At 63.5% G+C, this 12,908-nt stretch carries 17 protein-coding genes; all 17 read left to right on the top strand.

Going from position 1 to position 12,908, the window contains the following annotated elements:
- Position 1: 1 nt before the first annotated feature.
- The 17 genes from WDJ57_RS21450 to WDJ57_RS21370 all read left to right on the top strand — a co-directional run bounded on the left by WDJ57_RS21450 (position 2) and on the right by WDJ57_RS21370 (position 12,545).
- A complete protein-coding gene (locus WDJ57_RS21450) occupies positions 2-718 on the top strand; it encodes a twin-arginine translocation signal domain-containing protein (protein ID WP_338904334.1) in 717 nt (238 codons plus the stop codon).
- A 133-nt stretch (positions 719-851) separates the two neighbouring features.
- Positions 852-1,772, top strand: coding sequence for a hypothetical protein (locus tag WDJ57_RS21445; RefSeq protein ID WP_338904336.1), 921 nt, complete (start codon positions 852-854; stop codon positions 1,770-1,772).
- A 234-nt stretch (positions 1,773-2,006) separates the two neighbouring features.
- On the top strand, positions 2,007-2,243 hold the full coding sequence (locus WDJ57_RS21440) for a hypothetical protein (RefSeq protein WP_338906495.1): 237 nt from the start codon (positions 2,007-2,009) through the stop codon (positions 2,241-2,243).
- Positions 2,244-2,320: 77 nt separating this feature from the next.
- A complete protein-coding gene (locus WDJ57_RS21435; RefSeq protein WP_338904338.1) occupies positions 2,321-2,965 on the top strand; it encodes a hypothetical protein in 645 nt (214 codons plus the stop codon).
- A 7-nt stretch (positions 2,966-2,972) separates the two neighbouring features.
- Complete coding sequence (locus WDJ57_RS21430; RefSeq protein WP_338904340.1) at positions 2,973-3,203, top strand: hypothetical protein; 231 nt, start codon at positions 2,973-2,975, stop codon at positions 3,201-3,203.
- Between the two features lies 1 nt (position 3,204).
- Positions 3,205-3,651 (top strand): hypothetical protein, encoded by a 447-nt coding sequence (locus WDJ57_RS21425; RefSeq protein ID WP_338904342.1) that lies wholly within the window; start codon positions 3,205-3,207, stop codon positions 3,649-3,651.
- A complete protein-coding gene (locus WDJ57_RS21420) occupies positions 3,648-4,514 on the top strand; it encodes a hypothetical protein (protein WP_338904343.1) in 867 nt (288 codons plus the stop codon). The genes WDJ57_RS21425 and WDJ57_RS21420 overlap by 4 nt, the downstream gene beginning before the upstream one ends.
- Positions 4,515-4,516: 2 nt before the next feature.
- Positions 4,517-4,759, top strand: coding sequence for a hypothetical protein (locus WDJ57_RS21415; protein WP_338904344.1), 243 nt, complete (start codon positions 4,517-4,519; stop codon positions 4,757-4,759).
- Positions 4,756-5,028 (top strand): hypothetical protein, encoded by a 273-nt coding sequence (locus tag WDJ57_RS21410; protein ID WP_338904346.1) that lies wholly within the window; start codon positions 4,756-4,758, stop codon positions 5,026-5,028. Before WDJ57_RS21415 ends, WDJ57_RS21410 begins: the two co-directional genes overlap by 4 nt.
- A 31-nt stretch (positions 5,029-5,059) precedes the next feature.
- Positions 5,060-5,281, top strand: coding sequence for a hypothetical protein (locus tag WDJ57_RS21405; RefSeq protein ID WP_338904347.1), 222 nt, complete (start codon positions 5,060-5,062; stop codon positions 5,279-5,281).
- Positions 5,281-5,817, top strand: coding sequence for a hypothetical protein (locus tag WDJ57_RS21400; RefSeq protein ID WP_338904348.1), 537 nt, complete (start codon positions 5,281-5,283; stop codon positions 5,815-5,817). The genes WDJ57_RS21405 and WDJ57_RS21400 overlap by 1 nt, the downstream gene beginning before the upstream one ends.
- Positions 5,814-6,101 (top strand): hypothetical protein, encoded by a 288-nt coding sequence (locus tag WDJ57_RS21395; protein WP_338904350.1) that lies wholly within the window; start codon positions 5,814-5,816, stop codon positions 6,099-6,101. The genes WDJ57_RS21400 and WDJ57_RS21395 overlap by 4 nt, the downstream gene beginning before the upstream one ends.
- Positions 6,098-7,105 (top strand): hypothetical protein, encoded by a 1,008-nt coding sequence (locus tag WDJ57_RS21390; RefSeq protein ID WP_338906493.1) that lies wholly within the window; start codon positions 6,098-6,100, stop codon positions 7,103-7,105. Before WDJ57_RS21395 ends, WDJ57_RS21390 begins: the two co-directional genes overlap by 4 nt.
- Positions 7,105-7,302: a hypothetical protein gene (locus WDJ57_RS21385; protein WP_338904354.1), complete on the top strand. Its 198-nt coding sequence runs from the start codon at positions 7,105-7,107 to the stop codon at positions 7,300-7,302. The genes WDJ57_RS21390 and WDJ57_RS21385 overlap by 1 nt, the downstream gene beginning before the upstream one ends.
- Complete coding sequence (locus tag WDJ57_RS21380; protein ID WP_338904356.1) at positions 7,299-8,567, top strand: hypothetical protein; 1,269 nt, start codon at positions 7,299-7,301, stop codon at positions 8,565-8,567. The genes WDJ57_RS21385 and WDJ57_RS21380 overlap by 4 nt, the downstream gene beginning before the upstream one ends.
- A gap of 2 nt (positions 8,568-8,569) precedes the next feature.
- Positions 8,570-10,252 carry a hypothetical protein gene (locus tag WDJ57_RS21375; RefSeq protein ID WP_338904358.1) on the top strand — a complete coding sequence of 561 codons (1,683 nt, stop codon included), beginning with the start codon at positions 8,570-8,572 and terminating at the stop codon, positions 10,250-10,252.
- Positions 10,245-12,545 (top strand): hypothetical protein, encoded by a 2,301-nt coding sequence (locus WDJ57_RS21370; protein ID WP_338904360.1) that lies wholly within the window; start codon positions 10,245-10,247, stop codon positions 12,543-12,545. The genes WDJ57_RS21375 and WDJ57_RS21370 overlap by 8 nt, the downstream gene beginning before the upstream one ends.
- Positions 12,546-12,908 lie beyond the last annotated feature (363 nt).

Here is a 12,908-nt window from a genome sequence, read left to right as displayed (position 1 = left end):
GATGCTCTCACGCCGCGAGTTCCTGACGACCATCGCCACCGGCGGGGCCGTCGCCGGCGCTGGAACAGTCACGGCCAGCCAACTCGATCCCTACGAGACCCAGCCGGACTTCGTGACGATCTCCTACGACGAGGACTTCCTCTCAGAGTACCAGCCGCGGCTGGTCACGCGAACGCTGGATGTCAAGCCCTCGAAGATGTACGCCTGGCGCGTCGACTCGACGGAGAGGAGTACCACGATGGCCTGCTACTGGACGTACTACGTTACTCAGCAAGGACTCTCTGGCGCAGACTCACACCTGTACGACCGGGAGCCCGTCTACGTCGAGGTCGACGAGACGGGAGCGATCGAATCCGTACACGTCGACGGCTACCACTACCTGCTCAAGTCATATCCGAGCGCAGTACCGACGACTGGCGAGACGCACCCCACACTCAAAGCGGTCAACCCGTATCACTTCTACGTCGCGACGACAGAGGTGGGCGAGACGGTCGACCTCGCGGACATGCACGACCGCTACGGCCCGTGGATCCGCAACGGCTGGAATGTCCACGAACCGGCCGTGCTCAACCCTTGGAAAGTCAAGTCGCGGAAGCACTGGTGGCCTGACGGCACGTTCGGGTACTCTCGACGGGCCTTCTACTGGGACACGCTGCTGGGGATCTCACAGTCGACCGGCATCGACGTGCGCGGCGCACAGGAGAGTGACCTGACATGAGCATCCGATGGAGCACGGGAGGCGTTCCCCGCCCCCGCCGCCGGTGCCTCCGCCGAGAGACGCCCACTGTATCGCTCGCTCACCAACTGCGACCCAACCATCCTGATTCATGCGACACTCAATCAAGACAGGCGTGGCTGCACTGTTCGCGCTCCTGCTGCTGACGGCAGGCGTCGCGATGGCAGCCCCGAGTATCGACTCCGAAACGACTGTGACCTCGACGACCTCCGCCTATGCGGACGGCGAAACGCAGACGACGTTCAACGCGTCTGACGGGGTGAACCTCTCGACGATTCAGGCAAGCTATGCGACGACCAAGCCGGAAATTCGTATCATCGATCCGGAGACGGACACCGTCATCAAGACGGTCACGAACGCGTCGGATCCAGGTTACTTCACGAAAACCGGGGACGACGGGACGACGTACTACTACAACACGACCTTCGCCGAGAGTGACTTCGAGCGGATGCCGATGGCCGCCAACGAGAACAAGTCGGTGACGCTGCGATTCATCGACAACTCGTCACTGGACGACCCGACCAGTAGCGACATGACGAACACGACGGTGTACCTCGAAAACACGGACGAGCGAACCGTCCTGCGGGGCGACGCTGGGGCGATGGAGTTCGGCAGTGACGGCTTCAGTGCCTTCGGCTTCAACTGGAGCGTCGACAAGAACGCCGAACTCGACCAGAGCGACGTCACAGTCGACGGCGACAACACGAGCGTCATCCTGACGCTCGAAGACGAGGCCGGCGATACCGACACGTCGGTCCAGCAGCGCTTCGCCAACGCCGTCCCCGAAGAAGTCGAGAGCGGCGACTGGCTGAAGACCCAGCAGGTCTACGTCGACGGCACGCCGATCAAGGTGTTCTACGACTCCGCCCCCTCGGACGCGGAGGGCACCTACGGCGTCTACGACGAGGATGCGAACCTCGTCCGCGTCGAGCTGGGCGAGGAGTTTGCAGACGACTCCTCAGTTGACATCCGTGCGGTCGGTAACAACAAGTACGGCTGGTGGACCCTGGTCAGCGATTTCGGCGCGTTCTGGTAACTGCCAACTCCATCTTTCCTGCGCTCGATTCGGTCGACAGCCCGGTCGCGACGGGCCGCAGGCATTGCCCGGCTCGGAGGCATCGTATCCGGCTTGACTGCTACCCCAACACACCCCACTGCAACCGTCCCGACTGCCACACTCTGTTCATCTGACGACGCCGGCATCCCGGGCAGGGAATCCAGCCGGCGTCACGTGAGTCTCCGCGGCTCAGTCCGGGGAGACGCACCAACCATGTCACGGAAAACAGGCGCAATCCGAATCGTCTTCGGGATCCTGCTGTACCCGGTCAACATCGCCGTGTCGATTCTGTTCCTGGTCATCGTGTTCCCGTTCGCGATCCTGGACATTCTCGCACAGGTGTTGCTGGGAAGCAGCCCCATCCCGGGCCGCAAGGTCGTGATGTCGATCCTGGACTGGCAGCGTGCCTATCAGGGTACGTCACGACTGGCGAAGGCGATCGACCACTGAAGTAACCATGCACACAGACACACTGCGCCACGAGCCCGAGAGAGACGGCGCTCGTGGCACCAACAGAGGGAACGAGCATGCGTAGGCGGGCGACCGTCCTCGCGGCCGCGCTCGTCCTCGCGACCGCCACGACCGGCGTCGCAGTCGGCAGCGTCGCGGCCGACGACGGCGGCTTCCTCGACGGCATCTTCGGCGACGACGAGTCAACGGCCGACAACGAGACAGACGACGGCCTGCTGAGTATCGACAGCCTGGAGACGATCTGGGCTGGCTACAAGGGAACCGCCGAAGGCGGCTATCAGCGACTCCTCAACCTGGGCGAGACGGCGGATGCACAACTGACAGCACAGGAGGTTCAGACATTCGTCAACGAGCACAACGAGTCCTTCGAGCGGTACATCAACGCCCGAACGACGGCGACGACGGACTTCGATGTCGTTGCCATCGAGTTCATCGACGAGAGTGGCAGCGACACGCGGTACCTGGTCGCCGACGTCGTCGACGGCAACTACACGAACGGCGGGATGGTCGCGACGACCGATCGCACAGTCGACGAGAGGTGCGAACTCGAAGACCAGGCTGTCGCGAAGGCCATCGAGGAGCTACGGTCGGTCTTGGATACGTACGTCATCCCTGGCGAGGATATCGACACCAAGCGCCTCGCCGAACTCAACACGCAGTACCTGCCCGACGTGTCCTGCTCGTTCCTCAAACTAACCTGAACCACACATGAGTACGAAACTACAGCAAGCAACTGACAGCGTCGATAGCACCGCAATCAAACAAATCGGGAAGTTCCTGGGCGTCCTGTTCCTGTTCAGCCTGGTGTTCTTTGTCGCACTGCTGATGTTCGCGGCGATGGGTCGCCAGGGGTCAACGGGCTCGCTCCTGCTCGCCATCATCCTGATCGGTGGGGCGAACACAGGGCTGCACTACGCACTCTCGCGCCGGGGCTGGTAAGATGCCGGCGGAGACTGCCCGCAACGTTCTCGGCAGCCTCGCCGCGGCCGGGATGGCCGTCGTTGGCGCGCTCGGCTCGCTCGTCGGCTGGGTCTGGAGCCAGATGCGGGGCGCGGCCGGCAACTGGCGGGACTTCTTCTCGGACCGAGAGTGGTTCGAGGACCGCGCCCGTGGCTGGTTCGCGTTCACTGTGCTGGCTCCGATCCGCTACTACGGCCAGCTCGTGAAGTGGGCTATCGCGGGGACGCCACGGGAGCAGATCTACGCGGCGGCCGCGCTGGCACTCTCGCTGACGATCGCGTCGTTTGGCGTCCTCACAGTCATCGCCGTTGCAGTGTTCGTCCCGCTGGTCATCATCGGCCTCCTGCGGATGATCCCGGCGGTCAACGACGGCTACGACGGCCTGCGGGAACAGGGCAGCAAACCGGCGAAGTGGATCCGAGAATGACGCCCAGACGAACACTCCTCGTGGTGCTGATCATCATCGCGACCGTCGCGATGGCTGTCCCCGCCACTGCCCAGACTGAGACCACGACGGCCTGCGACCAGTCGGTGACACACTCGTTCCGGACGGCCAGCGCCGAGACGACCTGGAACGAGACGGCAGACGTCGCGAGCACGGAGTCGAACACGCAGGTCAGCGTCGCCGACGGCACGGGCTTCGTTCGCGTCGCCGGCGAGAACCCGAACGGCTACTGCACGACACTCACGGTCGAACTCCCGGCCGACATCGTCACGCCGTCGGACCTCGGAACGGTCGACTCGCTCAACGAGACTGTCGAAGCAGACTGGCGCGCCGTCCAGAACTTCTCGACCGGTGCGGAGTTCACCCGCATCACGTTCACCCTGGCGGCCGGCCAGAGCGCGGCCTTCGCGCCGAACAAGGCTCGCGTCGTCACGCTGGCCTGGGTGACCGAGACTAAGCGCCAGTCAAACAGCATCGTCGACCGCATCAGCGGTCTGTTCCGCGGCGACGACGCCCTCGACCAGCGCACGTACACGATCGAGGGCCAGCCCGGCAACCGGAAGACAGTCCCGCTGACGAGTGCAAACACGTCGGCGACGGTCACCGACTGGATCGCGGAGTACCGGACGGCCGACGGCAGCTGGCAACCAGTCGGCCAGGACCCAGAAGCAGCGGTCTACTACACCGAACCGTCGGAGGACGCCCTCCGACTGCACTACAACGAGGACACCACCGTCCGCTGGACGGCGAACCCGACCTTCGCTGAGAAGATCAGCTACCAGTGGTCGGGCTACTCCGCCGGCTGGGACGGCCTCGGTGACCTCGCCGACTCACTCCCGTTCTGAGCATGCAAGGCAAATACTGGATCATCCTCGTGGGTGCGGCCCTCATCGCGCTCCCAGTGCTCGTGACGCCGGCGGGCTGGATGCTCGCCGCCGGTCTCGTCGCGCTGTGGCTCGTCCTCACACTGGCCGGGCCGTGGGCCGTCCGCGAGGTGTTCGACCTCAAGAAGAGCAGAGAATCGGGCATGAAAGCAAAGCAAGTCAGCGACCGCCTCGCTGGCTCCGACGACGAGAGGTACCGCCGATGAGCAACTGGTTGATCTTCGGTGCGATCATTGGTTCCGTCGCGGTCGGTCTGCTGGCGTACGCACGCTGGGGCTCGACCGGCGGCACCTTCCGTGATGCCCTGTCGGTCATCCGCAACGGCTTTTTCGTCCTCGCTGGGGTGTCGCTCATCCTCGGCGGCTTCGTCATCGTCGGCAGCATCGTCATCGCGGTGTTCGTGTTCCTCGGGACGTCAGCGTTCCTCTCACTCCGAGAGGACCTCGTCCGGAACGCGGTCGCACCCGACCAGTAGCGAACTTCTCATTTCCAACGTGATTGGAAAAATGGCACTCGAACATGCAGCAACAGTCGAATCGTTCGGTGAGAGTCAACAGCACCACCGGCTGTACATCCCGAAAGACATCCGCACAGACTCGGACTACCCACTGGCCGCCGGCCTGGACGTGCAACTGCGCGTCGTCGGGCCGTGTGTCCTGGTCGTCCCGCAACGCCGCTCGTCACTCGTCGAGACCGTCGCCGACGTCATCGAAAAGGAGGTGCTCTGATGCCCGACGATGACGACCTCGCCGAGCTGGAGCAGATCCGTCTCGAACTTCGTGACTACCGCAACGAAGTCGACGATCCGGACCTCCGCGAAGCGATCCACGACTGGCTCGACGAGAGTCACGAGCGCGTCGACGCAGACACCATCGCCGAGTTCATGAACGGCCGCCTGACGCAGATGCTCTCGGACTACGAGATGTTCTACTCCTCGGAGGTCGACAGCCCTGGCGAAGCGTTCCCGGATGACTGCTCGGACTGTCGCCACTACGGCAGCGCCTGTCCGGTCTTGGTCGGCCCCGTCGAACCGGAGTTTCGAGAGCGACGCCTGGCCGAAGCCGAGACGGAGTCCCAGCAGCGACAGGTGTTCCAGCAACAGGCCATCGACACGGGCTGCAAGCGCATCCCCGAGTTCCTCGAAGAGTGGGACGAAGAGCACGCCGACTTCGTCCGTCGTGGTGATGACTTGTTGTACAGGGCTCAACAGGACATCCAGGACCCGGACGATCTCCGGGTCGATGACGGAGGTGTTGAGGTGTGATATCGGAACTGAAGAGAGCAGCGAACTACCTCGCTGCATCGACCGCGCTACATCTGCTGCTGTTCGTCGTGGGTGTGAACCCGGTGGCCGACTCACTCGGCTTCGCCGTCGCATCGACGTTCACATTCAGCGATGTCGGTGTGAGTTCCTACATCCAGCTGTATCTCTTCGTCGTCTCGGTGCTGTCCTGGGTCATCGTAGCAGTCCTACTCTGGATCGCTGTACGCGTCATCAGGCGACTGCAACGGACGAGAGACTCTCCCTTCGGAGGTGTTGACACGTGAGCCCACTCGTGTTGATCCTGATCGTCGGCGGAACACTCCTCGTCGGCATCGGGTTCATCATCTGGCTGGTCAAGCGCGGGACCTTCGAACCAGACGCCACGAACACTGACAGCGGCGACGAGCGCGCAAACCTCTCTGCACGGCAGCGCGCCGAGGACTGGTCGGTCCCACTCCGCCGCCGCTACAAGGCACTGCCCGGGCCGGCCCGGATGCTCGTCGCGACCATCGTCGTCCTGGTGGTCGCGCTGGCAGCGCTGATGTACCAGATCCTCCAGAGCGGCAAGCCACTGGGGCAGGTCGTCGACATCCGCATGGCTGCAGCGACCATCGGCCTCATCGGTATCGGCGGCGGCCTCTGGCTGGAGCGCTGGTCGCGCGACCGCGTCCGGTACGCGTACGTTTTCTACGAACGCGAAGGCGGCGACCCAGACAGCGAGCGCATCCCGTTCATGACTGACTCCCGGGAGTTCCGCGACGGCGCGGAAATCATCAAGGAAGTCGCGAGTTCGCGCCTCTTCGGATTGGCGTGGCGCTACCGCCAGGTAGCAGAGCGGCGTGGCCTCCGCGAGTCCCAATCGCTCCCCGAGGACATCGTCGAGCACATGGTCCCGGAACACGCCTGGGAGTGTCCTGACGGCAACGTCGTCATCCGAACGCACGCGGAAGGCGACCAGGTCCTGACCGGCGCGACGGAGCCGGACAAGACCTACTCCTCACCGCGGCAACTCTCCCGCGAGGAAGCCATCAAACTCCGCGAACAGCGCCAGCGCATCAACGCCGAACTCCAGAACGTCCGCGCGACGAACGCCGAACTCATGCGCCAGATTCGCCAACTCCGGAAGAAAATCAAGAACGAGGAGTACAGCGAACGCGAGGACCTCATCACAGACCTCGGACAACTGCTTGAACAGTTCGCGCCGATCCTCAACGACCACTACGACAACAACACCAACGGCCACCGGCCGGATCCGGCCGAAGCCATCGCGAACGGGGGTGACGAGTGATGCCGAACAAAGACCAAAAAGCAACTCTCGATTTTATTGAAGAAACAATCGAAAGCCCAGACGACCACAATCGGGCGGCTAGAGAAATCGCACTTGCTGTTGCTGAACGAGTTGATGAAGTCATCGAATCAAACGGACATCCTGTCGACCTCACTATTGAAATGGAAATTAGTGGTCATGGGGGTGACAACTCGTGAGACGAGTCGTCGCACTCGCGGCCGTCCTCACGCTCCTGTGCATGACTGCGTTCGCGCCCGTGCCCGCTGCGGCCGCGAACGCGACCGCGGGCAACGTGTCCGCGACGCCGACGGCCACGACCACGGAGACGCCGACTGCGGCGACGCCGACAGCAACGCCGTCGGATGGCTTCGAGTCGACGGTCTCGGTCCGCATCATCCCCGTCCACTACGATGCAGACTACCTCTCGGCCCGACAGACGACCGAGGGAATCGAAACGACCGGCCCCTTCGCGACGTTCGAGCTGGGTCGGGCAGCCGACCAGGTGGAGATCGTCGAGCCCGGCGCTCGGGCGAACCTCCTCGCCGACGGTCGGCTCGTGAAAGTCGAGTACAGCCAGGGCGCGTCGCCGGGCGAGCAGTCGCTGTATCACCTGCGGCTGTACTATCCCGACGGCCAGCAGGAAGTGTCGCTGTACGCCTCGCAGACCAACGTCAGCGTCACGGGTGGCGAACTCACTGGGTACCGACCGTTCGTCGAGGACATGCTCGACAGCGCCGAGGAGGAAGGCTTCGAGCGAAACCCAGAGGGCGCACAGAACTACCTGGACTACCTGCAAGAGCGAAGCCAGCTCTTCCAGAACTTCTTCTCGGAGAAGTTCGTCCAGGCGATGCTGCTGATCTGGACCTGGATCCGCAACCCTGTGGGTCTCGGATTCACGATCATGGCCGCGGCACTTGCGGCGACCTGGCTGTACCGGAATCACGGCCGCGTCCTGGATATCATCTCGTCAGACCCAGGCAAGAGCCAGCGCCGGCGGGAACGCATCGAACTCGACCGGCAGGAAGCTATCGCGACGGCCGCTGACGAACATCTGAGCGAACTGTCCGAGATCGGGACGATGGGCGAGGTCTACTGGGACGACGCCTACACCGTCGCGACGGTCTACGAGTTGGCCGAACTCTTCAGGCAGGGTATCCCGGTCAAGGACAAGGACGAGGGCGAGATCTACCACATCGGCGGCGTCGACGACCTCTCGCCGTCGAACATTCACGGCTCGTGGCTCGAACCCGTCGTTCGCGATGGCCGCCTCGCCAGTGTCGAGATTGCACTCTCGCATGGGGCGGCCGCGCTGCATCGGATGATGTCGAAGTACGGCATGGCGCTGGAGTACCGAGAGACCTACGAACAGGTTCGGGACCTCCAGGAGCAACTCGACGAGAACGCTGGCTACGGCCGCCGCCACGACTTCGACGTCAGCGGCAGCCCGTCCGGAGGTGACTGACTGTGGCGCTTCTCGATACCGTGGGCCTCGTTCTCGGTGGCCTGCTGGTGCTGGCCGGTGTGGGCTTCGGACTGTACTACGGCGGCCGCTGGCTCCTCACCTCCACATTCCGACGGAGTCGCGGCCGACGGGCGAAGCGACTGGTCGGCCTGGCAGCGATCGTCCTCTTCGTCGCCGCCGTCGTTGGCCTGATCGCCGTTCTCGTAAACGGTGTCTCGACGAAGACCAGCGCCTACCCGATCCTGAACCTCGTCGGAACGGTCTACTCCTCGCCCTGGACGTACGTCATCGTCGGCGCACTGCTACTGCGGAAGGTCATCGTCTTCCGCCGCGGCCGGTACGCCAAGCAGGCGGCCGCGCAGACGGGCATGGACACACGCAGCATCAAGCACCTGGCCGCGGAGGCGCGCTCGCCCGACGGGACCGCACGCGTGGTCGCGACCGCGGACGACACGCTCACCGACATCGAGCGCCGAATCGACGAGACGCTCCGGACTGGCGAAGACGACACGCTCACGCCGGCCGCAGATCCGGGAGAAGTGTGGAACGACATCTACGCTGCCGAGAGAGAGGCGCAGTCGCTCGTGACGCGGCTGGAGAACTCTGCGTGGTCACACGTTCTCGATGACGAGCTAACCGAGCACAGACCACTGCAGCCGGGGACGGGCGACCACGAGACAGACCCGGACCCAAAACCCACGACCGACGACGTCGGCTTCTGGACGGAACTCAAACACTACCGGCTGGACCTGGCGTCGGCCATCAACTTCTCGAACATCCTCTGGCAGTTCCTCCTGCCAGCCCTCGTCACGGCGACGATCGTCCTTTCGCTGCTGGGCGTCTGGGTCGGTCTGGCCTGGTACCCAGTGGTCGCCCTGCTGGGGCTGTTCGTCGGCGCTGTCAACTACTATCGCCATCGCCGGAAGGAAGCTCGCCGGCTCGACAGCCTTCGCGACGACGCCGAGGGCAGAGACTGGAGCATGGTCGCGGCGCTGGTCAAAGAGGTCGAGACGCAGGAGACAACTGCGTACTACGGCTGGCTCGCCGGCCGCCGCTATGCCAGCTACGATCGCGACCGCTTCGTCAGCGACCTGGCGAAGCGAACGCACGAGAAGGTCGACCGCGGATACGCCGCGCCGTCGATCATGGAGAAAAACGCCGAGCAACTGGCGGACTACTACCCTGACCTCGCCGGCTTCCGCGACCAGGAGCGCCACGATATCCAGCTCGAACTCATCGACCGCGTTCGCGAGAGTCAGTACGGCCTCGTCCCGAAACAGCAGTTGATCGAGGACACGGTCGAGCATCGGATGGAAGAGCGCGCCGGCGGCATCTATCGCGAGGGCATGGGCTATGACCCGGGCCTGGTCCGCGTGGCCTACGACGACCTCGTGCCAGGGGCGCTGACCGAGGTAGAGGTCACGGTCGACACCGAGAACGGCCCACAGACTCTCATCGCAGTCGAGTCGACACTGGATCCGATGCCGGTCGACCGGGCGCAGGTCCGTGCGGAGTTCTCGGCGCTGTTCCGCGAGTACGCCACGCGAGAGCCACGCTACGAACTGCCGCCGTCGCCGAAAATCCAGATGCCGCCGCACCCACTGGAGACGCGAGACGCCGACCAGATGGCTGTCGGAGTGACAGAATCACCTGTCCGCGCCGACGGGGGTGACGAAGGTGAGTAGCTACGAACAACTCCAGCCAGAGGACGACGACGTCGACCAAGTCGTTGAGCGTCTCATCGCCAGTCGTCGCGAGCACGTCCAGCGCGAGTCTGAACTCACGCGCGAGGCGGCCATCCGGAAGCTTATCCGGACCATCGAGGGCAAACTCACGGGCAAGCGGGACACAGACGTCCACGTCGATGACCTCCTGACCGAGTTGCTGGAGCTGCTGGAGCGTGACGGTGACCTCGACGACGCCCTCCAGCCAGACACCGATGTCCCGGGCTGGAGCCGGGTCACGCTCAAGAAGTACCGCCGGAAGGGCGAGATACCCCGCAATCGCCTGCGTGTGTTCCGGGCGATCGTGCACGTCGCACGCGAACTGGGCTACCTCGGCGGGTACGCCGACAAGAGCCGCTACACCGCAGTCGTCATGGAGACACTGGACGTGCCTGGGGCAAACAGCAAGGTTCGAGAGGGGGAGCAGACGCCCATCGGCCGCCGGCGACTCAGTGCCGACTCGACGCAGGACCTCGATGACGCCAGAGTCGAGATCCCACACAAGGACTGCGAGCACATCATGGCAGTCGCGAATCCACGCCAGGGGAAGGACTCGACCATCGCACGCATCTGCGGGAACCTCAAGCGGGAACACGGATACAAGTGGATCTCGCTGTACGACGACGGTCGCAACGAAACGCCGATGATCGCCCTGCCGAACGAAGACCCGGCGATTCACGACGTCCTCGACGAGTTCGGCCAGGAGCCACGCGGCTACGAGACGACGGTCTTCGTCCCAGCTGTCGAGTCGCTGCCCGACAAACTCCCGGCGAATCACGAGCCGTTCTCCATCGGCCTCAACGCACTGTCGCCCGAACTGGTCGCACAACTCGCCGGTGAAGAGATCTCGTCGGAGTCCACGCAACGCCGCATCCAGAAGGCACTCTCGGAAGCGCGTGGCGCAGATGGATCCGTGGAGGCGCTCATCGACCGGCTGCAGACCTACGCCGATGAGACGACGGCAGAAGTCCAGGTCACGGGGCTGCGCGACGAGGATGACCTCGACGACGCCGAGGATGAGGATGCTACGCACTCGTACCACATGGGCGAGGACGAATTGCTGAGCAACATCGCCGAGTCGCTGATGCTGCTGGCCGCGGAGGGCCTGCTCCGGGACTCTGGGGCAGAGACGAACATCGACATGCGGGAGATCATCGCCGACAACGAGAGTGTGGCCGTCCTCAACGCGAACTTCGTCACGGACTCGCTGAAGTACCTGCTCACGGACCTCTGGCTCCAACTCATCTACCGCGCTCGCGACCAGGACCCACGACTCCCACGAGTAGCCCTGGAAATCCGCGAGTTGAAGGACCTCGCGCCGTCGAAACTTGGCGACAGTGCGCACTCCCACATCGTCAAGAGCCTCCAGCAGACGTTCTTCTTCCTCTCGTCACAGGGTGGCAGCCGTCGCATCCTCATCGCCGGCTCGACGCAGAAACTCAACGACGTCTACAAGCCGGTCCGTGGGAACATGCCGATCAAGATACTGCTGCAGCTGGGGCCGGAGAAGATCACGGCACTTGAGAACGCCGGCTACAACCTGAGTCCGCGGCAGAAGAACCAACTGAAGGACTATCCGACGGGCTGGGGGATGATCTACAACCTCGGATCCTGGAAGTGGCCGATTCAGTGGGCCGGCGCGCACTGTGGCCTCGGGATGGGCGACATCCCGTGGCGCGACCGGTACGGACGAGCGGCGGGCTTCCGCGTGGCGACGCGCTCGACACGGGAGCGGCCGTGGTACGATGTCTCCGGGACGAAGGTCACGGACCGGTCGCCAGATGCCGGCGAGTGGTATCTCACGACTGACGACGTCGAGGAGGCTGGTGGTTTCGAGGCAGCAGTCGAGCAACGTCGCGAAAACCAGGTCACGAGCACGCTGCTACTCGAATCTGTTGACATCGACACTGACCGGAAGCTCGAACTGCTCTCGCAACAGGACGCACGGGAGCGTCTGCTGCAGCGGATCCGTGACCAACACGAGTTTCCGCAGGAACTGGAGACCTGGCTCGACTATGATTTAGGCCGGATCGACGAACTTCTCAACGTTCTCCGGGCGATTCGGGATGGTACGCACACGAGTTACGCTGAAATTGGTGACGAGTGCGGCAAGAGCGGGTCGACCGTCGGGAATTACTTCAGCCGTGGCGAACAGCCGCTCCAGGGAATCGCTGCAAAGCGTGGCGACATCTATCAACTGACGAACGCTGGGAAGAGAGCATTGAGTTTCCCGTGGCGTGACTATCTCGACTGATGTTACTTTCCCCAGCCGACCACAGGCTTTCCCAACCGATGAGAGAGGGATAATCGAAAGAAGGGATTGGGTTGCTTATGCGCGTTCCCGCGTTCCCGTGGGTCCCGCCGTAGGGTATACAGTCTAAAGTTCGCGTGTGTATCGGGAGATCGGGGTGGACGGACTGGAAATACATGACAATATCCCGCTCAACAGTTCGAGAGGGGCGATTTTCGCCGGCTGAACCCGGATATAGCGGGGGGAAACCGGTCAATCATCGGGTTTCGACCTCGACGAGCTGGCAAACAGAGTCTGTCCACTGTTCTGAGGGATGAAATGGGAGTGTTGGCCACGCAATCTCCCCACGCGATACGAACCCCGGTG

The sequence above is a fragment of the Salinibaculum sp. SYNS191 genome, from assembly GCF_037338445.1.
GTDB classification, from domain to species: Archaea; Halobacteriota; Halobacteria; order Halobacteriales; family Haloarculaceae; genus Salinibaculum; species Salinibaculum marinum.
The sequence above is the reverse complement of the archived record's forward strand: the minus strand, read 5'-3'. Positions and strand labels throughout refer to the sequence as shown.